General features: G+C 66.2%; 11 protein-coding genes and 1 riboswitch. Of the genes, 6 read left to right on the top strand and 5 right to left on the bottom strand.

Going from position 1 to position 23,360, the window contains the following annotated elements; translation table 11 throughout:
* Positions 1–88: 88 nt before the first annotated feature.
* From FAZ69_RS14210 to FAZ69_RS14230, 5 genes are all read left to right on the top strand, one after another.
* Positions 89–6,325 (top strand): non-ribosomal peptide synthetase/type I polyketide synthase, encoded by a 6,237-nt coding sequence (locus FAZ69_RS14210; protein WP_169708646.1) that lies wholly within the window; start codon positions 89–91, stop codon positions 6,323–6,325.
* Positions 6,325–10,563, top strand: coding sequence for a non-ribosomal peptide synthetase (locus FAZ69_RS14215; RefSeq protein WP_136895521.1), 4,239 nt, complete (start codon positions 6,325–6,327; stop codon positions 10,561–10,563). The genes FAZ69_RS14210 and FAZ69_RS14215 overlap by 1 nt, the downstream gene beginning before the upstream one ends.
* A 37-nt stretch (positions 10,564–10,600) precedes the next feature.
* Positions 10,601–12,055: a 4-hydroxyphenylacetate 3-monooxygenase, oxygenase component gene (gene hpaB, locus FAZ69_RS14220; RefSeq protein ID WP_136895523.1), complete on the top strand. Its 1,455-nt coding sequence runs from the start codon at positions 10,601–10,603 to the stop codon at positions 12,053–12,055.
* 72 nt (positions 12,056–12,127) lie between these two features.
* Positions 12,128–12,979, top strand: a complete 852-nt coding sequence (gene kduI / locus FAZ69_RS14225; RefSeq protein WP_136895525.1) for a 5-dehydro-4-deoxy-D-glucuronate isomerase — start codon at positions 12,128–12,130, stop codon at positions 12,977–12,979.
* Between the two features lie 57 nt (positions 12,980–13,036).
* Positions 13,037–14,440, top strand: coding sequence for an MFS transporter (locus FAZ69_RS14230; RefSeq protein WP_136895527.1), 1,404 nt, complete (start codon positions 13,037–13,039; stop codon positions 14,438–14,440).
* Positions 14,441–14,486: 46 nt separating this feature from the next.
* On the opposite strand, the gene FAZ69_RS14235 is transcribed toward FAZ69_RS14230, so the two are convergent.
* From FAZ69_RS14235 to FAZ69_RS14255, 5 genes are all read right to left on the bottom strand, one after another.
* Entirely contained in the window at positions 14,487–15,104 is a 618-nt protein-coding gene (locus FAZ69_RS14235) for a vWA domain-containing protein (protein ID WP_240702238.1), read from the bottom strand.
* Between the two features lie 47 nt (positions 15,105–15,151).
* Positions 15,152–16,204, bottom strand: coding sequence for a magnesium chelatase ATPase subunit I (locus tag FAZ69_RS14240; protein WP_240702239.1), 1,053 nt, complete (start codon positions 16,202–16,204; stop codon positions 15,152–15,154).
* A gap of 74 nt (positions 16,205–16,278) precedes the next feature.
* Positions 16,279–20,094, bottom strand: a complete 3,816-nt coding sequence (cobN, locus tag FAZ69_RS14245; protein WP_136895531.1) for a cobaltochelatase subunit CobN — start codon at positions 20,092–20,094, stop codon at positions 16,279–16,281.
* Positions 20,095–20,121: 27 nt separating this feature from the next.
* Positions 20,122–21,195 (bottom strand): cobalamin biosynthesis protein CobW, encoded by a 1,074-nt coding sequence (gene cobW, locus FAZ69_RS14250; RefSeq protein WP_136895533.1) that lies wholly within the window; start codon positions 21,193–21,195, stop codon positions 20,122–20,124.
* 25 nt (positions 21,196–21,220) lie between these two features.
* Positions 21,221–22,282 (bottom strand): HoxN/HupN/NixA family nickel/cobalt transporter, encoded by a 1,062-nt coding sequence (locus FAZ69_RS14255; protein ID WP_136895535.1) that lies wholly within the window; start codon positions 22,280–22,282, stop codon positions 21,221–21,223.
* Between the two features lie 200 nt (positions 22,283–22,482).
* Positions 22,483–22,750, bottom strand: a riboswitch (cobalamin riboswitch).
* A gap of 205 nt (positions 22,751–22,955) precedes the next feature.
* Between FAZ69_RS14255 and FAZ69_RS14260 the strand changes: the two genes are divergently transcribed.
* Positions 22,956–23,354, top strand: coding sequence for a cobalamin biosynthesis protein (locus FAZ69_RS14260; RefSeq protein WP_136895537.1), 399 nt, complete (start codon positions 22,956–22,958; stop codon positions 23,352–23,354).
* Positions 23,355–23,360 lie beyond the last annotated feature (6 nt).

Raw genomic sequence — 23,360 nt, forward strand, 5'->3', positions numbered from 1 at the left:
GCCGCTACGCATAGATTCGCCGCAAGACTTGACACTCACTCCTGAAGCCGACAATCCGAACGCGACGCTTGAGAATATGAGCATTTCCATGAAACCGGCCCAATTCGACTCACTCCCAATTCTCGTTCAAGCCACTCGGAAACAATTTCCGAATCGGACTGCCATTACCTTCAAGGAAGTCGATTTTACTTACCTCGATATAGATCGAGACGTAAACCGCATTGCGGCGAAACTCATTGAAGCCGGCATGCGGCGCGGCGATCTCGTCGCATTGCACGTCGAGCGCTCGGTGAACATGCTGGTGGCGATGCTGGCCATTCACCGCGTCGGCGCAGCGTACGTGCCGCTCGATCCGGCTTATCCACGCGAGCGGCAGAACTACATCGTCCGCGACTCCGGCTTGCAATGCCTGGTCTACGACCAGGTATTGAATATCGACGAGCCCGTAAGGCACTGCATCGACTTGAGCGGCGCATGGTTCCGCGCAAGCGATGCGGTGGAGCCCGTCGAGGCGGTGCCGGTTGCCTATGAGGATGTCGCTTATGTGATCTACACCTCGGGGTCGACGGGGCGGCCCAAAGGGGTGAAGGTCCATCACGGCGCGGTCGCCAATTTTCTGCACAGCATGCGCGCCCGGCCCGGCATGGGCGCATCGGACACCTTGCTGGCCGTGACCACGCCGTCGTTCGATATCTCCGTGCTGGAGCTGTTCCTTCCGCTGCTCGTCGGCGGCAAGATCGTCCTGGCATCGCGTGATGAAGTCGCCGACGGCGGCCGGCTCGCGGAGTTGATCGAGCAGCATGCGGTCACCGTCATGCAGGCGACGCCCGCCACCTGGCGAATGCTGTTCATTGCGGGCTGGCGGGGGGCGCCGGGCCTCAAGGCATTGTGCGGCGGGGAAGCGCTGGACACCGCGCTTGCGAATCAACTCTTGCAGGCGACGGGCAGCCTGTGGAACATGTACGGCCCCACTGAAACGACCGTCTGGTCGACGTGCCATCGCGTCGCTCCCGGCGAGCAGCCGATTCCGGCCGGCGCTCCCATCGATAACACGACCTTGCATGTTCTCGGCCCGCAGCTCGATCCGGTCGAGGATGGCGAAACCGGCGAGCTGTATATCGGCGGCGCAGGGGTGGCGCTGGGATACACCGACGACGCGCTGACCCGGGCGCGCTTCCTGAAGGACCCCTTCTCCCACGATCCGCAAGCGCGCCTGTACCGGACCGGCGACCTGGCGTATCGCACGGCAGATGGCACGCTCGTACTGAAAGGACGTGCGGACGACCAGGTGAAGGTCAAAGGCTTTCGCATCGAGCTCAACGACGTGCAGGAAAACCTGCTGCAGATAGCCGGGGTGGAGCAGGCCGCCGTCATCGCAGCGACGAACGCGGATGGCGTAACGAGCCTGGCTGGCTTCGTGGTCCCATCCCGCGATCGGCATGTCACACCGGAGTCGATCAAGGCGGCGCTCGCTGCTCGCGTGCCGGAATACATGATTCCGGCAAAGCTGCTGCTCGTGCGTTCGCTGCCGCTGACCCCGAACGGCAAGATCGACCGCGCGTCGCTCAAGGCCCTTCGTCTGGAAGACGACACCGCGGGCGATCCCGATACGCTGGTCTACGAGACGCGCAAGGAACTGATCGTCAAGATCGTTCAACACCTGCTCGGCGAGAAAACGGTGGCCACCGATGTCAGCCTCTTCGATCTCGGCCTCGATTCGCTCCAGGCCAATCGCCTCGTCGCGATGCTGGCCAAGCATTCCGGCATCAAGGTCAGCGTCGCGGCGCTCTTCGAGCATCCGACTCTGGATGGATTTCACGCCTACGTCGAGCAGCGTGCGGCCGCCGACGCCTCCGGCGCGGCTGCGCCGAAGTCCGCGCCTCGCCGGCGCAAGCGGCGCGCTGGCGCGGACGACGAGCGAATTGCCGTGATCGGGATGGCGGGACGGTTCCCGGGCGCGGACTCAGTCGGCCAATTGTGGGACATCCTCGCATCCGGACGCGACACCATCACGCGTTTCTCGCGCGCCGAAGACGATCCGGGCATCACCGGCGACATCGCCAATAACGAGAACTACGTGCGCGCCCGCGGGATGATCAAGGGCGCGGACCTCTTCGATGCTTCGCATTTCGGCATCAGCCCGAACGACGCGATCGTGATGGACCCGCAGCAACGCGTATTCCTCGAAGTGGCGTGGGAGGCGATGGAATCGGCCGGTTACGATGCCGATCGATTCGACGGCCTGGTGGGCGTGTACGCCGGCATGGGCAACAACTTCTACTACCACTACAACGTGTCGACCCATCCCGACCTGATCGAGATGGTCGGCGAGGTCCAGGTCGAAGTCGGCCGCGAGAAGGATCACATCGCCACGCTCGTCTCGCACAAGCTGAATCTGACGGGGCCGAGCCTCAGCATCAATACCGCCTGCTCGACAGGCCTGGTTGCCATCGACAGCGCGGTACACAGCCTCTTGAGCCACCAGTGCGACATGGCGCTGGCCGGCGCGATCGAATTGCGCACGCCGCAAATGAGCGGACAAGTCCACGAGCCGGGCGGCATCTTCACGCGCGACGGCAAGTGCCGTCCGTTCTCGGACGATGCAAGCGGGACCATGTTCTCGGACGGCGCGGGCGCAGTGGTGCTCAAGCGCCTGAGCGACGCGATCGCGGATGGCGACGTCATACACGGCGTCATCATCGGGTCCGCGGTCAATCACGACGGCATGCACAAGAAGAGCTATCTCGCGCCGAGCATCCAAGGCCAGATGGACGTGATCGCGACAGCGCAGGAGCGCGCGGAGATTTCGCCCGAGTCGATCACGTACATGGAAGCGCACGGCACGGCGACGCCCGTCGGCGATCCCATCGAGTTCGAAGCGCTGAAAAACGTGTTCGAGGCCGGCACCGCCAAAAAGAACTTCTGCGCGCTGGGATCCGTCAAGGGCAACCTCGGCCACCCGACGACCGCGGCGGGCGTGGTCGGGCTGATCAAGGTCTGCCTTGCATTGACCAACCGGAAAATCCCGCCGCTGGTCAATTTCAGCCGCATCAATCCGAACATCGACATCGAGAACAGTCCGTTCTATGTGAATACCGATCTGCGCGACTGGCCAGCCGGCCCCGCGCCTCGACGGGCCGCCATCAGCTCGTTCGGCTTTTGCGGCACGAACGCGCACCTCATCGTCGAGGAAGCCCCCTCTCGCCCGATAGCGGCCGAGGAGCCGTGCAACCGTCCCTACACGCTGCTGCCCTATTCGGCCAGCAGCGAAAGCGCGCTCAAAGCACTGGCGTCGCGCGTCCAAGCGCAGGCAGCGCACGCCGCGGCCGACATCGGCTACACGCTTGCGGTCGGGCGCAGGCGGCTCAGGCACCGGGGCTTCGGCATCCTGGATCGGGAAAACCGACATGCGGATGAGCGCTTTACGCCGGATACCCAATACGTCATCCGGCGCGGCGCCAACCGCACTGCCAAACCGAAGCTGGTATTCGCTTTCCCGGGCCAAGGGTCGCAGTACGTCGACATGGGCTCGAACCTCTACCGGCAAGAACCCGCGTTCCGCGCAGCCCTCGACGAATGCGCAGCCATCCTGCGAAAACATCTCGGCGAAGACATTCGCAGCGTGCTGTTTCCGTCCGCGGGCGTCGATCCCGACGCGTTCCAGGCGAGGCTGAACAACACCCGCTTCACGCAGCCCGCTGTTTTCTGCGTCGAATACGCACTCGCCAAAACGTTGATGAGCTGGGGGCTGGAAGCGGAATCGTTCGTGGGCCACAGCATCGGCGAATTCGTCGCCGCCACGCTGGCCGGCGTGTTCTCGCTGCCGGATGCGCTCGAGCTGATTGCCGCGCGCGGACGGCTGATGAGCGAGCTGCCTGAAGGCGGCATGCTGTCCGTGCGGTTGCCGCATGAGCAGCTGGCAGGCGATCTCGACGCGTCCCTCTCGATTGCGGCGATCAACGGCCCTGGCCTGTGCGTGGCAGCCGGCCCTCGCGACCGGATCGACGCGCTCAAGCAGACGCTCGATGAACGCGGCGTGCGTTCGCAGCTGCTGCACACCTCGCACGCATTCCATTCGTCGATGATGGATGCGGCTGTCGAACCGTTTCTCGAGATCGTGCGCCGCATGGAACTGCACGCGCCCCGCATTCCGATCGTGTCGACGGCGACCGGCCAGCCGATGACCGATCACGATGCAACGAGTCCGCTCTATTGGGCAAACCATTTGCGCCTGCCCGTGCGCTTTGCCGAAGCCGTCGGCACGCTGTGCATGGAAGACAACGTCGTGCTGCTCGAAGTCGGGCCGAGGACCACGCTGTGCTCGCTGGCATCGATGCAGTTCAAGCGCGAATCGCGGCAGTTTGCGATCTCCACGTTGAACGATTCGGCACGGGATGACGAGGAGGCGCTCTCGCTCGCACGCGCGCTCGGCCATCTGTGGCTCGCCGGCTTCGAACTCGATTGGCAGGCTTACTACGGCCGCGCGAGCCGCCGCGTCGAGCTTCCGGCGTATCCGTTCGAGCGCAAGCGCTATTGGATCGATCCGGCGCAAACGCGTCCAGCCGGCGAGCGGCACGCCGGACAGCCCACGCCGAGCGCAGCCGATGCAGAAGCGTGCTTGCCGCCCGCAATCCGCGAGACGCCCGGCAAACGGCCAGCAACATCGAAAGCCGGCCTGCTCGGCGAGCTCAAGCGGATCCTGGAGAGCATTTCCGGCGAAAGCTATGACGATGTATCTCCGGCGGCATCGCTGTTCGAACTCGGCCTGGATTCCCTGCTGCTGACACCCCTCACCTACAAGCTCAAGGAAATGTTCGGCGTGACCGTCACGTTCCGGCAGCTGCTGAGCGACTTGTCGACGCTGGAATCGATCGTCGACCATATCGGCGAACACGCTGCGGTGAAGCCGGCCGATGCGAACCAGCCATCCGCTTCCAGCGGATCGTCCGGAAACAGCGACGCGGACGGGCTCGAGCTGCAACCCGCGCAGCGCATCGTCTTCGAGCGCTCGATGCGGTCAACGGCTGCTTCGCTGGCGCATCATGAATCCGCGACCGTCATGTTGACCGGCCCCGTCGACAAGGACGCACTGGTTCGGGCGATTCACGATCTACCTGTCCGGCACGACGCGCTGCGCGCAACGTTCGGGGGCGATCCGGCGCGGATGTCGATCGCCGCCGAGCCGGCGACATCCGCCGCCATCCGATGGATCGAGGGACGCGGCCAAGCACTCGACGCCATCGTCGAGGAAGACGCGCGAACGCCGTTTTCCCTCGACGCGGGACCCTTGGTCCGCTTCAGCGTCGTGACACTGGGCGATGCCCGGCTGGCGGTCCTGATTGCCGCTCACGCCGCGGTATGCGATGGCTGGTCGCTCGACGTCTTGATCGAACAGCTCGCCAAACGCTACAACGCCAATCTGTCTGCGAAACCGGATACCGCCGCGACGCCATCGCAATGGCGGGACTACATGGCGCAACGGCTCGCGGCGGATGCGGACGGAGCGCAAGCGGCGCACGCGCGGCGCGAGCCGCCTTCGTCCGATATCGGCGCAGCCGCGACGCATGACAATGCCGGCCCGGCCGCCGATGCATTCGAGTCGATTCATCGAACCATCGGCATTTCACCGCCACAGGCCCAGCAGATCCGCGCGGCCAGCACAAAGCATCAATGCAGCCCCTTTACGCTGCTGCTGGCCGCGGCCCAGCTCGCACTGGCTTCGTGGCGCGATCGCCAGCCGTCCGCCATCGACATTCCGATCGCCGGGCAAAGCTTGCACAATCTGCCCACCCTAGTCGGACAGTGCACGAACTGGGTCACCGTCAGCCAGCCGCTCGACGCGAGCGAAGGGGTCCGTGCCTTTCTGCGGAAACTGCAGCGGGCCTTGCTCGATGCGCAGGAAAGCTGCTTCGCGCCACGCCGGCCTGCAAGCGGCCCCAAGGCCGCCCCCGATGCCGCGTTCGTCCATACCAAACGGCTCAGGCCCGCCGATTACGCATTCGCGGGGCTGCAGGCGGAATACACGCTGAACCGGAGACGCCGCCAATGGTACGGCCTCGAGTTCCACGTGACCGAATACGCGGACCGGTTTGCCGTCGACTGTTCGTGCCGCCTCTCGGACCACTCGGCGCAAGCGCCCGAGCATCTGCTGAGCGCCTTTGAAGGCGCGCTTGCAGCACTGGTTTCGGGGCCGGCCGACGTCCGCATCGCCGATGTGCTGACCGCTGCCCGCAGCCCGCTCGCACATCGAGTCGAGCACGCCGGGCCGCCCGGCGGCACGCCCCAGGTGGACGAAGACTTCGGCATCGAGGAGGAGATCCTCTGATGAAGCTGCGGGAAATCCTGGCGCTGGCCGAGGCGCGCGGCATCGCGCTATCGGCCAAAGAGGGACGCCTGTTTGCGAAGCCCACCGGCAGCCAACGTCTGGACGGCGAGTTCCGCACGATTCTGTCCGACCACAAGGCAGCACTCCTGGAGTGGCTCGAACGAGAGGCTCGCGGCGACAGCACGCTATCCGCGCTCATCGATGCGGCGCTCCCTTCGGATGCGCCCTCCGGGGCCGCATCGAGCACGCAGGCACGCCTCTGGTATCTGGAGCAGGTGCTGGGCGAGCGCTGCCCGTACAACGAGCAGCTGGAAATCGCGCTGCATGGTGCGCTCGACACCGATGCGCTGCAGCGGGCGTTCGACGCGCTCGTGTCGCGCCATCAGGCATTGCGATCGCGCTTCGTGCAGGATGCGGAGGGCCTTGTCGTCCTGGAAACGGCGCAAGCCGCCACCGTGCCGATCGTGCTGGAAGACCTGTCGACGTACACCGGCGGCGACCTCGCGCAGGCCGTGGACGCCGTGTCGCTGGAAGAGGGGCGCCGGCGTTTCGAGCTCGCGCGCGAGCCGCTGGTCCGGCTCCGGCTGCTCCGGCTCGCGCCGGAGAACCATCTGCTGCTGATGACACTTCATCACATCGTGATGGACGGGTCGTCGATGGCGATTCTTTACGACGAGCTCACCACGCTCTACAACGGGCGGGTGAGCGGCGCGCCTGCGCAGCTGCCGCCGCAGCCGATCGGCTACCTCGACTACGCGCGCTGCCTGGCGCGCTGGCAGCGCAGCGGCAATTGCAGCAAGTCGCTCGATGTCTGGGAAGCAAAGCTAGCCGGCTTGAGCGGACGCAAGACGGTGCCGCCGGACCACGAGCGCCAGGAAACGCCGGGCTTTCGAGGCGGCGTCGAACATTTCGAAGTGCCGCCGCAGTTGGGCCGGCAGCTTTCGCAGCTCGCGGGCTCGGAAGGCGCGACGCTGTACATGGCGCTGTTTGCTGCGTTCAAGATACTGCTTACCAGGTATACGGACGAAACGGATCTGGCAGTCGCCACGCCCGTCGCCAACCGGCCGCATCCGGACCTCGAACGCGTGTTCGGCCTGTTTGCGAATACGCTCGTGATCCGGTCGGAGCTGGAGGCGGCAGGCAGCTTTCGCCAAGTGCTCGGAGTCGTCAGGCATTCGATACTCGAGGCATTCGAGCACCAGCACGTTCCGTTCGACCAGATCGTCGAGCGCATCAAGCCCGAGCGGGTCGGCCTGGCCATGCCCCTGACGCAGGTCATGTTCGTGATGCAGCCCGCCACGCGGCGTCTCGCGCTCGCCGGCCTCGAAGCCGAGGTGCGCGGCCCCAGGCACCTGGGGTACGCCAAGTTCGACCTGACGCTTTCGATGACCCGCTGCGCGAACGGCGCACTGTCCGGCCACTGCGAATACGACGCCGACCTGTACGAGGCAGCCACGATCAAGCGCTTCGTCTCGCAATACGTTGCGCTGCTGCAGTCCATCGTGGAGCGCCCCGACGAAGTGATCGGCGCACTGCCGCTGACAAGCGAGCGCGAGCGGTCCGCCATGATGGCGGCGCACCGCGTGAACCATCCGCAGCACGAATTCGTATTCGACTTGTTCGAGCGCCAGGCGGCGCGCGCACCGGCACACGAAGCGATCGTCTGCAAGGAGCAGCGGGTGTCGTACGGCGATGCCCTGGCGACGATCAACAGGATCGCCAACTTCCTCGCGCAGACCGGGCTGGAACCCGGCGCCCGGGTCGGGCTGCACCTGGAGAAATCGGCGCTCGCGGTGATGGCGCTGTTCGCCATCTGGAAGGCCGGCGCCGTCTACGTGCCGATCGATCCCGCGTTGCCGGACGAACGCGTGCGCTACTTGATCGACGATACCGGGATGACCGTCCTGCTGACCGGCTCGCCGTCGGCCGCCGCGCTGGCCGGCGAGAAGACCCGGACGATCGTGCTGGACGAATCGTGGGCCGCCATCGAAGCCCAGTCGCCGCTGTACGCGCATCCGCTGCCGCGAACGACGGAATCGCTCGCCTATATCCTCTACACCTCGGGCACCACCGGCAAACCCAAAGGCGTGATGGTCAGGCATCGAAGCGTGACCAACCTGGCATTCGCCGCGGCGGCGACGCATGCCATCGATTCGCGCAGCCGTGTATTGCAGTTCACGTCGTTCAGCTTCGACCCATCGATCGAGCAAATCGTGACCACGCTGTGCCACGGAGGCACCGTGTTCCCGGTCTCCACGCATGACGTCGTGCCGGGCTCCGATCTCTCGGCGTTCATCCGCGATCATGCGATCACGCACGCCAACCTGACTCCGTCGGCGTTGACGCTCATGCCGCACGAGGGCCTGCCCGAGCTGCGCTGCGTCATCTCGGGCGGGGAGCGCTGCACGCCGGCGCTCGTGGAGCGCTGGGGGCGCGGACGGCGCTTCCTGAACTGCTATGGGCCGACCGAGGCCACGGTCACCGCGACCGCGGCGCTCTGCGCGCCGGGCGACCGGCAGATCACGATCGGCCGCCCGCTCGACAACGTCGAGTGCCATGTGTTCGACGCGAACCGCATGCCGGTCCCTCCCGGTGTGATCGGCGAGCTGTATATCGGCGGAGCAGGCGTGGCGGCCGGCTACTGGCAACGCCCCGATCTGACCGCGGCGAGCTTCGTCGCCGATCCGCTCGATCCGGCCGGCCGCTTGTATAAAACCGGCGACATGGTGCGCCGCCTTGCGGACGGCCGGATCGCATTCGTCGGCCGCAAGGACGGCCAGGTCAAAATTCGCGGGCAACGGGTCGAGCTCGGCGAGATCGAAGCGGCGCTCGACGGCCTCGACGGCGTCGTCGACAGCCGCGTGGCCGTTCGCGACGTCCCTCAGCGCGGCGAAACCTTGTTGGCCTACGTGCTGTCGCCCAACGGGATGCCGCTCGATACCGATGCGCTGCTCGCATCGCTCGAGGCGCGGCTTCCGCGCTACATGGTGCCTTCCGCCATCGTCGTCCTGCGCGAGTTCCCGCTTACGGTGACAGGAAAGATCGATAGCCGTGCCTTGCCGTTACCCGATTTCCGCGCAATGCCGAAGAAAGCAAAGGTCAGTGCGCCGAGCACCAGCACCGAAAAGCATGTCGCGGAAGTCTGGAAGGAGGTGCTGGGCCATGACGTGGACGATATCGACGCGGACTTCTTCAGGCTGGGCGGCCACTCGCTTGCCGCCGTCCGCCTGATCGCGGCGCTCAGGACTCGGCTCGGAACCGGACTGCCCCTGGCCACCATGTTGTCCGGGCCCACCGTCCGGCAGATCTCGAAGCATCTCGACTCCATGCGCGCGCCGCAGGACGAATGGACGCCGCTGCTGACACTGGAAGCCGGCGGCGGCCGGACGCCGGTATTCTGCGTGCACCCGGCCGGCGGCACTGTTTCCTGCTTCAAGCCGCTGGCCGCGACGCTCGCCGAGCGCGGACATCCTGTGTTCGGCTTTCAGCCGCGGGGTTTCGAGCCGGGCCAGATTCCGCAACGATCGATCACGGAGATGGCGGCCTTCTATGTCGAGCATCTGCTCGCACAGCATCCGCAGGGCTCCTGCGTCCTGATCGGCTATTCGGCCGGTGGCGCCATCGCGCATGAAATGGCCCGGCAATTGACCGCGGCGAACCGACGCGTCGATCTCGTCGGTCTGATCGACACCTACCTGTTCGAACGCGACGAAACCATCGGCAAGGCCGACGAAACCGACTGGCTGCTGTGGTGGCTGAGCGACGGCATCCACGCCGCGCCAGGCTGGGATGAAGCCAAGGCCGCCGGCCGCCTGGCAGGCGTGCCTTTGGCAATGCGCCTGGAAACCGCTGTCGAATATGCCAAAGCGGCCGGCGCCTTCCCGCACGAGCTCGATCTCGAATCGATCCGGCGCATGATCGATACCTACCGGCAGCATTGCACGGCGCTCGCGGGCTACCGGCCCAGCGCCTCACCGGCGCAGCGCCTGCTGTTGTTACGCGCAGCGGAGCGCACAGCCGGCCCGGCCGCACGCCAGCGAGGTCTCGCATGGCCCCGCCAGCCCGGCGATGCGCTGATCGAGCGCATCGTGCCGGGCCGGCACGAAACGATGCTGTCGCCGCCGCATGTCGGCAATGTCATCGACGTTCTCGCCGAATTCCTGGAGCCGGGCATGCCGCGGCACGCGGCGCTCGCGCACGTCGACGACGCGCTGTCGGCGTGCACCTCCGATCAATAGGCTATCTACTTCGACCAATATCAAAAAGGATTCCACAATGGGTGCAAGAAGGGGGCATGACGTTCTCGAAAGGCTCAGGTCGCGGCCCGCGCAGGTCTGGCACCGCGGTGTCCGCGTGCAAGACGTCACGACGGAACCGGGGCTGGCAAACGGCGTCCGCAGCCTCGCGGGGCTATACGACTACCAATGGCAGCACGCGGACCTGATGCTCGAAACCGATCCGCGCACCGATCTGAAAGTGGCGCGTTCGTTTTCGATTCCGGCGTCCCAGGCCGAATTCGAGCGCGTCGGCGCAGCGTTGCTGTGCTCGTCGGAATACAGCATGGGAATGATGGGCCGCGAGCCGTCGTATCTGAATCGCGCGATGTCGGCCTATGCGGGCGCCGCCGAATTTTTCGGCAGCCGCGAGCGGGCCTACGGCGACAACGTCGCCCGCTATCACGCGTATCTGCGTTCGAACGATCTCTCGCTGACACACACGCTCCTGAATCCGCGGCCGAACCGGCTTGCGGGCCCGGCCCGGCAAGCCGATCCGCTGGTCGCAGCCCACGTGCACGAGGAGCGCGACGACGGGCTCGTGATACGGGGCGCGCGCATGCTCGCGACGCTGCCGTTATCGGACGAACTGATGGTGTTCCCTGCACGGCTCCCCGACGGCCCGGAGGAAAGCGCGCGCTACGCCTTCGCATTCGCCATTCCGACCGCCACCCCGGGTCTCAAATTCATCTGCCGGGACAGCGTCGATTATGGCTTCAGCGGGTTCGACCATCCGCTCGGCTCGCGATTCGAGGAGATGGATGCCGTGGTGATATTCGAGGACGTTTTCGTGCCGTGGGAACGGGTCTTCTGCTATCGCGACGTGAACATCTGCAACGCGATGGCGGTTCGTACCGGCGCGCTTGCGCAGATGGCGTACCAGGTCGTCTGCAAGAACATCGTCAAGACCGAATTCCTGCTCGGCCTCGCATCGATGATGGTGGACGGATCGGGGCTGGAGAGTTTCCAGCACATCCACGAGAAGATCGCTGAAGTCTGGGTCAATCTCACCACGCTGAAGGCCTTCAAGCGGGCCAGCGAAGCCGATGCGCGCGCAAACGAATACGGCGTGGTGACGCCGTCATGGGACCCGCTCGACGCGGCGCGCAATCTGTATCCCCGCCTCTATCCGCGCATGGTCGAGATCATCCAGCAGATCGGCGCGAGCGGGCTGGTGGCGATGCCGACGCAGGCCGATCTCGAGGGGCCGCTCGGCGAGGAGATCCGCCACTACTACCAAGCTGCCCGTCTCGACGCGACCGAACGGATTCCGCTCTACCGGCTTGCGTGGGACGCCGCCGTTTCCGCATTCGGGTCGCGGCAGGTGCTTTACGAGCGATTCTTCTTCGGCGACCCGGTTCAGATGGCGAGCGCCGTCTTCAAGGACAAGGATCGCTCCGCATCGGTCGAAAAGGTTCGACGGCTGCTCGACGACTCTCATCAGGCCGGCCGCTGAGCTGCTCCCGATCCGGCAGCCTGGAACATTTCCGCCAGGCTGTCGCCTATCCCATCCCAACGGCCCTATCTCATGAATGCAACAGTGATCGACATGCGCGAAGCGATGCATCCCGCGCACGTCAAGACACTCGGAACGGCCGCGCTGCGGCAGCAATACCTGGTGGAACAGGTGTTTGTCCCCGGCACGGTCACGGCCGCTTATGCGCAAGAAGACCGGATGGTCTTCGGCGGAATCGTGCCGGACGGCGAAGCGCTGGAGCTGCCGCATGCACTGGCCGACGCGTGCGGAACCGGTTTTTTCCTGCAACGCCGCGAGCTCGGGCTGCTGAATTTCGGCGGACCAGCATGGGTCGACGCGGACGGCGTCCGGTTCGATATCGGCGAGCTCGATGCGCTATACCTCGGTGCGGGAACCCGGACTGCGCGCTTCGTCAGCCGCGACCCGCAACGCCCGGCGAAGCTCTACTATGTCAGCGCCGCGGCGCATCAGCCGTTTCCGGCCAGAAAGGTGGCGCGGGAGGAGGCCCTGTCCGTCAAGCGCGGCGACAGGAACGCCAGCAACTGCCGAACCGTCGTCAGGTACCTGGCTCCCGAGATCCTGCCGACGTGCGAGCTGGTGATGGGCATCGTGGCGCTCGACGAAGGCAACGTATGGAGCCCGCTGCCGACGCATCGTCACGCACGGCGCAGCGAGGTCTACTTCCACTACGGGCTCGAACCGGATGCGGCGGTCATTTTTCTGATCGGCGAACCCGACGAAACACGGCATATCATCGTGCGCAACGAACAGGCCGTGATCGTGCCGGGCTGGGCCATCCATTCTGGGGTGGGGACCTCCAGCCACGGCGTGGTGTGGGCAATGGCGGGGGAGAATCTGGATATCGGGGACATGGACTTCGTGCCGACGTCGCAGCTACGCTGATTCGAGGCGCCTCCTCTTGCCCGGCGCCCGCCAATCGAAAAAGCCAACGGAGAAGAAATGAACCAAGGACGTGACGCAGCATCGGTTGCGCGAATCCTGATTGCGGCGAGCTTCGCATCGTGCATCGTGCAGTTGGACCTCACGGTCGTCAACGTGGCGTTGCCGCGCCTCGCCGAGTATTTCAGCGCATCGATCGCGGGACTGCAGTGGGTCGTCGACGGTTACACGCTGGGCTTCGCGGTGCTGCTGCTGTCCGCCGGCGCGCTCGCCGACCGGCTCGGGGCAAAACGCATCTTCGTGTGCGGCTTCTGGGTTCTGGCGGCGACATCGCTCGCCGGCGTTTTCTCGCAGACGATCTGGCAGCTGAACGTGTTCCGGATCGCACAGGGGATCGCCGCAGCTTTGCTGCTGCCGACCTCGCTGACCCTGCTGCGCAAGTCGTGCGAGGGCGACGCCAAGCTGCTCGCACGTGCGCTCGGCATCTGGGCCGCGGTCGGCGGGGCGTCGCTGGCGGCAGGGCCGGTGGTCGGCGGCGCGCTGCTCTCGGCGGTCGGCTGGCGCGGCGTATTCCTGATCAACCTGCCGATTTGCGCCGTCGGCCTCATCGTCGCTTACCGAGGCATTCCGGCACAGTTGGACCAGGCGGGGTCGCGGCGGCTGGACCTCAAGGGGCAATGGCTGATCGTGCTTGCGCTGACGAGCCTGATCGGCGCGGCGATCGAGTATCGGCATCTCGGGTGGCGTCATCCGCTCGTCTGGGGCGGCGCGGGCGTTGCCATGCTGGCATCCTGTGCGTTCGTGCGGGTCGAACGGCGCGTCGAGTCCCCGATGCTTCCACTGACCTTGTTCCAGGATTCGCGATTCAGCAGCCCCGTCGTGTTCGGCTTTCTGATCAATGTGTCCTTTTCCGGCGTGCTTTTCGTTCTCAGCCTTTATCTGCAAAAGGCGCTCGGGTACTCGGCCGTGCATGCGGGCCTCGCCTTCCTGCCGCTGACGGCCACTTTCATCTTTGCGAATCTGGCCGGCGGCAAGATTGCGGCGCGCATCGGACCCCGCATGGTGATGATCGGCGGGGGGTTGATCGCGGGGGCCGGCTATGCCTCGTTGTCCTGGCTTGGCCAGGCGAGCAGCGTATGGCAGATGATCCCCGGCTTCGTGCTGATTCCCGCAGGCATGGGCGCGGCGGTCCCGGCCATGACGGCCATCCTGCTATCGGGCGTCGACAGCGCGTCTGCCGGCATCGCCTCCGCGGTCCTGAGCACGGCGCGCCAGGTCGGCAGCGCGCTCGGCGTGGCCGCGTTCGGCATCATGGTCGGGAACGGCCGGAGCGCCGACATTCTCAACGCCATGAAGCCGGTCATGCTGACTTCGGCGGCGCTGCTGCTGGCTGCGGCGCTGACGGCAGCCATGCTGGCGCCGGATCGAGAGGACGAGTTGGCCACCGCTCGAACCGGGACCTGACTGCAGGCAGCCGGCGATTTGCGAGAGCCAGGCATAGCCTCGTCCTTCAGCGTGCCAGCAGATCCTCCGCCCGGCACAGCCTTGCGCCCCACTCGTCGGCAAGCCGCGCACAGCGCTCGAGCCTGAGCGCGCCCGATTCGAAATCGGCGACGATGATCTGATCCGCCGCTTCAGGCCGCGCCGGCCAATCGTGGCTGCGCCCGTCAGTGAGCACCCAGAGCCAGCGCGCCTGCGCAGGCTTCCTGCGTCTCGCGCGTTCGAGCAATTGCGCCGCGCGGCGCACGCCTGGGGCTAGCGGCGTGCCGCCGCCGCCGCCCACCGGCTCAAGCCAGCGTTCGTTCCACCAGCGCGGCACGAGCGGCCCGAAGCGCACGTCGGCGCGCGCGCCGCCGAAGCACACGAGCGCCACCTCGGCACGCGTTCTCGCCGCCTGCTCGAAAAGCTCGAGCAGCAAGCCTTTCGCAAGCGCAAGGCGCTCGCCCCGCAGCATCGAGCCGGAGCAGTCGAGCACGAAGCAATGCAGCACGCTTTCCCGCGCCGCTTCGCGCACGAAGCGCAAATGCTCCGCGCGCAGACCGCCGTCGCGCTTGGCGGCGAGCGTCAGCGGCCATGCGATGCGCGTGCCCGCCGCGCCCTCGCGCGCGACGCTGCCGGCGCCCGCCAGCCATCGAAGACCGCTCGTCGAGCGAGCGGCGGCGCGCGTTCGATGGCTCAGCGTTTTTTTGGCGAATGGGCAGCCAGCGGAACGACGCCTTTGACCTTGGCGATTCCGGCCGGCTCGGGAGGCAGGTAGCCCCAATCGCCGTCGGCGGATTCGGATGATGGCGGCGCGTGCGGGTTCTCTGGCGTTTGCTGTGCTTGTTGCGGCTGCTGCTCTTGCCGAGCATGCTGCTGCGCTGCTTGCGGCATCGCAGCAGCATGCGGCGCCTCACGCTCGCGCCGCCGATGACACAGCACCGCCTCGGCAACACGCTCCACATGCGCAACCGTCACCGCGTCGCTTTGTTCGAGCGCCGCAAGCGCGCGCGCCGCGCGCAGCATCACGAGGTCGGCGCGCACGCCATCGACGGCCGCCGCGATGCACAGCTCGCTCACGCGCGCATGCACCGCATCGTCGAACGCCAGCAGCGGCAGCGCCTCCCGCGCCGCACGAATACGCTCGGCGCATCCCGCCTGCCGCGCCGCATATTGCGCACGAAACGCCGACGGAGCGGCATCGAACGCAAGGCGCGTCTTGACGATCCGCTGCCGCATGTCCGGATCGAAGCAGTTCTGCAATTCGACAGCGAGACCGAAGCGGTCGGTCAGTTGCGGACGCAGCTCGCCCTCTTCGGGATTCATCGTGCCGATCAGCACGAAACGCGCTTCGTGGCTATGCGAGACACCATCGCGCTCGACCGTGTTCACGCCGCTCGCCGCCGCATCGAGCAGCACGTCCGCGAGCGCATCGGCAAGCAGGTTGATTTCGTCGACATAGAGCACGCCGCGATGCGCATGCGCGAGGAGCCCCGGCGAGAACTTCACCGAGCCGTCGCGCAGCGCCGCTCCGATATCGAGCGTGCCGATCAGCCGGTCCTCGCTCGCGCCGAGCGGCAGCGTCACGAAGCGCCCGTCGGGCAGCAGATCGGCGAGCGCGCGCGCCGCCGTCGATTTCGCCGTGCCGCGCGGCCCGCTCACGAGCACGCCGCCGATCCCCGGATCGACCGCCGCGATCAGCAGCGCCTGCTGCAACGGCTCCTGGGCGACGAGCGCGGTGAACGGCATCGTTTGCGGCAACGCCGCCGTGACAGCCTTGTCCTCGCGCCCACCGCCGACTTCGTGCAAACCTTTCGATGTATTCATTGCCGTGATCCTTCGATGTGCTGCTCGCTCGCGAGCAGATGCTGCTCGACCTGCTCGCGATACGCGCCCGGCTCCTGCCACAGCCCGCGCTGCATCGCCTCGAGCAAGCGCTCGCAGATCCCATGCAGCGCATGCGGATTGTGCCGCTCGAGAAATGCGCGCGTATCGCCGTCGTTCAGATAGGCATCGGTGACGAGCGCGTATTGATGGTCGGCGATCACGCGCGCGGTCGCGTCGTAGCCGTACAGGTAATCGACCGTCGCCGCAATTTCCGCCGCGCCCTTGTAGCCGTGGCGCTTCACGCCGTCGATCCATTTCGGATTGACGACGCGCGAGCGGATCACGCGCGCGATCTCTTCCTTGAGCGTGCGGACGCGCGGCGCGGCTGGGTTGGCGTGATCGGCATGATAGACATGCGGCTGGCTGCCCGCGAGATGCCGCACGGCCGCCACCATCCCGCCCTGGAACTGGTAGTAGTCGTTCGAATCGAGCACGTCGTGCTCGCGGTTGTCCTGGTTCTGCAGGACGACATCGAGCGTGGCAAGCCGCGCGCCAAACGCCTGGCGCGCCTCCACGCCGGCGCTGTGCTGCGCGTAGGCGTAGCCGCCCCATGCCTGATAGGCGTCGGAAAGATCTGCGTCGGTCTGCCACTGCTTCGTATCGATCAGCTCCTGCAAACCTGCACCGTAAGCGCCGGGCCGCGCGCTGAAGACGCGCCAGCCCGCCCGCCGCCGCGCCTCGCCCGCTTCGATGCCGCGCGCGATCAGCGCATCGCGCTCGCGCAGCACGCGCGCGCGGATCGGGTTCAGGTGCTCGGGCTCGTCGAGCTCGGCCACGGCCTGCACGGCCGCGTCGAACAGGTGCATGACGTTCGTGAACGCATCGCGGAAGAAGCCGGAGACGCGCAGCGTCACGTCGATGCGGGGCCGGTCGAAGGCTTCGATCGGCATGATCTCGAAGTCGGTGACGCGGTGGCTGCCGGGAGCCCACTTCGGCCGCACGCCGATCAGCGCCATCGCCTGCGCGACGTCGTCGCCGCCCGTGCGCATCGTCGCCGTGCCCCATACCGAGAGCCCCACGGCGCGCGGATAGTCGCCGTGATCCTGCAGATGGCGCTCGATCAGCTGCTGCGCCGATTTCAGTCCGAGCGCCCAGGCCGCTTGCGTCGGCACGGCGCGCGTGTCGACCGAGTAGAAGTTGCGGCCGGTCGGCAGCACGTCGGGGCGTCCGCGCGACGGCGATCCGCTCGGCCCCGGCGGCACGAAGCGTCCTTCGAGTCCGCGTTTCAGGTGGCGCATCTCTTCGCCGCCGCAGGCGTCGAGCCGCGGCAGCAGATCGTTGCGCACGCGCTCGAGCACGCGCTCGGTATGCGGCAGCGTGCCGGGGGCGTTCATGAGCGGCGCATACGCGTGTTTCGCACCACCGCATACGTCGATCAACAACTCGGCGGCAAGCAACTCAAGCCTCTCGCGCGTATCGCCGTTGTGCCGCCAAGACGCCTCGCTCACGCGCTCCAACAGCTCGGGACGCGGCCCTTCCCACACCGCCGACCAATCCGGCGCAAGCGGATCGAAGATCGCATCGACTTGCAGATCCTTCGCCAGCGCCTCGATCAGCCCGGCGTTCGCGCCCTGCCCGCCGCTCACCGGATAGCGCGCGAGCGCGAGCAGCGTATCGCGCCGCTGCTCGCCTTGCGGCGACTGCCCGAACGTATGCAGGCCGTCGCGAATCTGCGCCTCTTTCAGCTCGCAGAGGTAGGCATCGGCGCGCGTGAGCAGCGCATCTTCCTCGTCCTGCCCCGATGGCAATCCGACACTCAACTCCTCATGCAGCCGATGCTCGACGATCGTCGCGAGAATCGTCTTGCGCAATAGCTTCGCGCGGCGCGGATCGACCATCAGCGCTTCGTAGTATTCGTCGACCTGCCGCTCGAGGTCCTGCAGCGGGCCGTAGTTCTCGGCGCGCGTGAGCGGCGGCATCAGGTGATCGACGATGACCGCCTGCGCGCGGCGCTTGGCCTGGCTCCCCTCGCCGGGATCGTTGACGATGAACGGATACAGATGCGGCATCGGCCCCAGCACGAGATCGGGCCAGCACGCGTCGCTCAACGCGACGCTCTTGCCCGGCAGCCATTCGAGGTTGCCGTGCTTGCCGACGTGCACGACGGCATCGATGCCGAAGCGGTGCCGCAGCCAGAAGTAGAACGCGAGGTAGGCATGCGGCGGCACGAGCTCGGCGTCGTGATAGCTCGCGTAGCCGCCCTCGGCTCGTGTACGCGCCGGCTGGATGCCGACGAACACTTGGCCGCAGCGCCAGCCGGCGATCATGAAGCGGCCGTGGCGGATCGCCGGGTCTTCGTGCGGCGCGCCCCAGCGCGCGTTCAACGCCTCGCGCGCCGCTGCGGGAAGCTGCTGGAAACAATGCAGGTAGTCGTCGAGCGCGAGGCTCTGCAGCGCGGGCCGCAGGTCGCGCACCACGGGATCGTTCGTCACGCCCTGCGTGAGCTGCTTCATCAGCGCATCGCCGCCGGCGGGCAGATCGTCCGCCGCGACGCGATAACCCTCGTCGCGCAGCATCGCGAGAATGTTCACGACCGATGCCGGCGTATCGAGGCCCACGCCGTTGCCGATGCGCCCCTCGCTGACGGGATAGTTGGCGAGGATCAGCGCGAGCTTCTTGTCCGCGTTGTCGATGCGCCGCAGGCGGCACCAGCGGCGGCTCAGCTCCGCGAGAAACGCGATCCGCTCCAGGTCCGGCTGATAGCGGACGACGTCGACCTCCGTATGCGGACACCGGTACGCCAGTCCCTTGAAGCTGATCGCGCGCGTGATGATGCGTCCGTCGACTTCCGGCAGCGCCACGTGCATCGCGATGTCGCGCGAGTTCAGGCCGTGGTTGTCCTTGAGCCAGTCTTCGCGGTTGCCGCCGGAGAGAATCACTTGCATCACGGGCGCGTCGCCGGCGAGCGCAAGCGGCTCGGGATCGTCGATCGCGGAGGCGGCGAACGCCGTCGTGTTCAGCACGAGCGCCACATCATGTTGTGCGCACAACTGTTGGACCACGTCGCGGCTCACCGCATCCTTCAACGACGTGATCGCGATCGGCAGCGGGTTCATGCCCTCGTCGGTGAGCGCTTTCAGGAGCGCGTCGAACACCGCCGTGTTCGCGGCCTGCAAATGCGCCTTGTAGAACAGCACCGCGACGACCGGCGCGTCCGCGCACCAATCGGCCTGCCAGTGCTCGATGGTCGCCAGATCGTGGGCTGGATGGTAAAGCGCGACGGCCGGCAGCGGACGCGGCGGCTCCGGCTCCTCGCCCCATCCGAATGCGCGGTGCGCGATGCAGCGCAGGAACGCTTCCGCGTTCTGCGCGCCGCCTTCGCGCAAGTAGCGCCATAGCGCGTGGCACAGCGCCGCGCCGGCCGTGCTCTTCGCGAGCAGGTTCGGGTCCTCCTGCAAGTCGCCGGAGAACATCGCGAGCAACTGCTTGTTGCGCTCGGCGAGCGCGACGACCTGCTCGATCCCATACGGCCAGTAAGCCTCGCCGCCGAGATGATCGACGACCACCACGCGCGCATGCTTCAACACGTCGTCGATATAAAAATCTATCGACGCAGGCTGCCGCAGGAACGTCACGTTGGCGAGCCGCACGCTCGGAAAGCCCTCGGGGAGGCGCGGAAAAACGCTCGCCAGCAGCGACAGCGTCGTATCGGCCGAACTGAGCACGACGATCTCGGCGGGCCGCTGGCCGATGCGGATGACGCCCGCCGTGTCGTCGACGAAGCCGCCCGGCGTGGTGCGCAGCAGATGCATGGCGTGCTCTTCCCGTTGTTGCCTTCGTTAAGCCTGTTGCGCCTGACCTGCGAGCGCCGCGCTAAACGCGCTTTGCAGCACCGCTTGATCGAGGTCCTCGCCGATCAGCACGAAGCGGCTGGCCGTTGCCTCGCCGTCCTGCCAGCGGCGGTCGAAATAGCTGTCGAAGCGCCGGCCCACGCCCTGCACGACGAGACGCATCGGCGCGCCGGGCAGCGCCGCGAAGCCCTTCACGCGATAGATCGTGTGCTGCTCGACGACGCTTTGCAGCGCGGCGATCGCCGCCTCGCGCGAGCGCGTCTCGCCTTCCACGACGACCGAATCGAACTCGTCGTGATGATGGTCGGCATCGTCGGCGGAGCCGTGATGGTCATGACGCAGATGGATCGTCTCCTCCGACGCCGACGCGAGGCCAAGCAGCCCATGCACGTCGAGCTGCCCCATCTGCGCGGGCACGATCTTCACCTGCGGCGGAATCTCTTCGCGAATCGCCGCGACGACAGCCTCGTGATGCGCGGCATCGAGCAGATCGGTCTTGTTGAGGATCACGAGATCGGCGGCCGAAAGCTGGTCGGCGAACAGCTCGTGCAGCGGCGACTCGTGATCGAGATTGGGATCGGCCAAGCGCAGCGCGTCGACGGCTTGCGGGTTCTCCGCGAACTGCCCGCTCGCGGCGGCGGGACCGTCGACCACCGTCACGACCGCATCGACCGTGAAGCTGTTCTTGATCGACGGCCAGTTGAACGCCTGCACGAGCGGCTTCGGCAGCGCGAGGCCGGATGTCTCGATCAGCACGTGATCGATCTCGCCGCGCCGCTCGACGAGCTCTTCCATCACAGGGAAGAACTCTTCCTGCACGGTGCAGCAGAGGCACCCGTTCGCCAACTCGTAGAGCTGCCCCACCTGCTCGTTGCCTTCGTCGTCGCAGCCGATGCCGCAACCCTTGAGGATTTCGCCGTCGATGCCGAGCTCGCCGAACTCGTTGACGATCACGGCGATGCGCTTGCCGTCGGCGTGCTTGAGGATGTGCCGCAGCAGCGTGGTCTTGCCGCTGCCGAGAAAGCCCGTGACGACGGTGACGGGAATTTTGCGTGTTTGCATTTCGGAGACTCCAGTTCAATTCGGCTCAGGCGGACACGGTGACGTCGATCTCGTCATACCGCTTCAAGCGATACACGAGCGCGGATACGATCCAGCTCACGAAGAAAAGGCCGATGACGATATAGCCAAGCGTGCCGAAGTGATCGGAGAGCATGCCGACGTAGTCCCAGAACGGCCCTCTCATGTCGAGCTTGTCGGCGATCAGCGCGAGCGTTTCGATGCCGCCGATCACCACGGCGACGAGCACCGAAACGAACGTGATCGTCATGTTGTAGTAGATCTTGCGAATCGGCCGCACGAACGCCCATTTGTAGGCGCCCATCATGAGGATGCCGTCGGTGGTGTCGACGAGCGACATGCCCGCGGTGAACAACACCGGCAGCACGATCACCGACCAGAGCGACATGCCGCCCGACACTTGCGTCGCGGAGATGCCGAACAGCGCGATTTCGGTGGCCGTATCGAAGCTGAGCCCGAACAGGAAGCCGATCGGGTACATGTGCCAGCTGCGCGACGCGAGGCGGAACAGCGGCTTGAACAGCCGCGCGAGAAAGCCGCGATTGCCGAGCAGCAGATCGAGATCTTCCTCGACGAGCGGCTCGCCGCGCTGCACGGCGCGGAACGTGCGGAACACGCCGCGCAGCACGACGAGGTTCGCCGCCGCGAGCACGAACAGGAAGAACGCCGACACGCAAGTGCTGATCACGCCGCCGATGTCCTTCAATTCGGAGAAGCGGTTGGACAACGACGCCGTGGTCATCGCCACCACGACCGTCATCACGATCACCACGGTCGAATGCCCGAGCGAAAAGAAGAAGCCGACGCCGAGCGGATTGCGTTTTTCCTGCAGGAGCTTGCGCGTGACGTTGTCGATGGCGGCGATATGGTCCGCGTCGACCGCATGGCGCAAGCCGAATGTGTAGGCAAGCAGCGCCGTGCCGAGCAGCACGGGCTGGCCGTGAAAGGCCGCGAAGGCCCACACCCAGGCGCCGGCGTTGAATGCGATCAACAGTAAATAGATGCCCGTGATCTTGCCGCGCAGCTCGGCCGGGCTGTCATTGAACAGCTGGGAGACGGATTTGAGCACACTGGCTCCTTGATGAACGGTCGACAAACACATCGGTTGCCAACACGAACCCCATCGACGCGCAATCGACAACAAGCAAATCAGACGAAAAGCGAGGACGATGAGCGGCGCCGCTCGCCATAGCGAGTCCGCGCAAGTCAACGCAAGTCAACGCAAGTCAACGCGATGAGGTTCGTGGCAGTAACGCCGCATCCCCGCGGCGCCAACCCCTTGCCTTGGCCGGTATCCGGGCTGGCGAAAGCGCCGCTTCACCTTCCCGCACGAGGAATTTCTCGCGCAGTGGCTAATGTGGGCACGGCCTTGCGTACGCACATCGAAGACGGCTCTGCATCGCATTGCGCGATGCCTTCGCTTACCGTTGCGGGGGCAGCACAGGTTGGCTCGGCCGATGAGGCCTTGCGCCCTGTTTCCCGTTTAACTGCGTGCGCCGTGAGAGCGCCCGCGAGCACCAAGGTGCGTGCGAGTGTAGGCGGGACGTATTGCAGCGTCAAGGCGATGTAAGGAAAATCGAAGATCGGTGGAACGATATGAGGCGCGATGCGAGACTGTATGCATGGAAGCTACCAGGTAGCAACCGCCGAATTTGCGTGTGCTATCGTATGCGCGCATTTTTTCCGCGCGCCTCGCCTATCTCGCGCGTTTATTCCCGTCTTGCCCATCTTCGCCACGTCTGATGCAATCGCTAAAGCCGCTCACGCTTGGCATCGGCTGCCGGCGCTTCGCTTCGGCCGAGCAAATCGGCGCTGCCGTCCATGCCGCGCTTTTTGCACTAGGCAAGCCGCTCGACGACGTGCGCGCCGTCGCGACGCTCGATGCGAAAGCGCGGGAGCCGGGACTCGCCGCGTTTTGCGCGCGCCACGGCCTGCCGCTCCTGACCTTCACGCGCGAGCAAATCGCGGCGCTGCCTGCGACGCTCACGCCCTCGCCCGCGGTGCGCGAGCACCTCGGCATCGACGGCGTGTGCGAGCCGTGCGCGCTGCTGGCGGCGCCGGGAGGCCGTCTGATCGCCGCGAAAACCGTGCGCGACGGGGTGACGGTCGCCATTGCCTCCCTACCCCGCGACGCCGAGTAATCTTTG

It is taken from the genome of Trinickia terrae (assembly GCF_005144415.1).
GTDB classification, from domain to species: domain Bacteria; phylum Pseudomonadota; class Gammaproteobacteria; order Burkholderiales; family Burkholderiaceae; genus Trinickia_A; species Trinickia_A terrae.

Coding starts and splice junctions, on each gene's coding strand:
- FAZ69_RS14210 (WP_169708646.1), top strand. CDS start 89: ATGAAACCGGCCCAATTCGACTCACTCCCAATTCTCGTTCAAGCCACT.
- cobW (WP_136895533.1), bottom strand. CDS start 21,195: ATGCAAACACGCAAAATTCCCGTCACCGTCGTCACGGGCTTTCTCGGC.
- cobN (WP_136895531.1), bottom strand. CDS start 20,094: ATGCATCTGCTGCGCACCACGCCGGGCGGCTTCGTCGACGACACGGCG.
- FAZ69_RS14240 (WP_240702239.1), bottom strand. CDS start 16,204: ATGCCGTTCACCGCGCTCGTCGCCCAGGAGCCGTTGCAGCAGGCGCTG.
- FAZ69_RS14260 (WP_136895537.1), top strand. CDS start 22,956: ATGCAATCGCTAAAGCCGCTCACGCTTGGCATCGGCTGCCGGCGCTTC.
- kduI (WP_136895525.1), top strand. CDS start 12,128: ATGAATGCAACAGTGATCGACATGCGCGAAGCGATGCATCCCGCGCAC.
- FAZ69_RS14215 (WP_136895521.1), top strand. CDS start 6,325: ATGAAGCTGCGGGAAATCCTGGCGCTGGCCGAGGCGCGCGGCATCGCG.
- FAZ69_RS14230 (WP_136895527.1), top strand. CDS start 13,037: ATGAACCAAGGACGTGACGCAGCATCGGTTGCGCGAATCCTGATTGCG.
- hpaB (WP_136895523.1), top strand. CDS start 10,601: ATGGGTGCAAGAAGGGGGCATGACGTTCTCGAAAGGCTCAGGTCGCGG.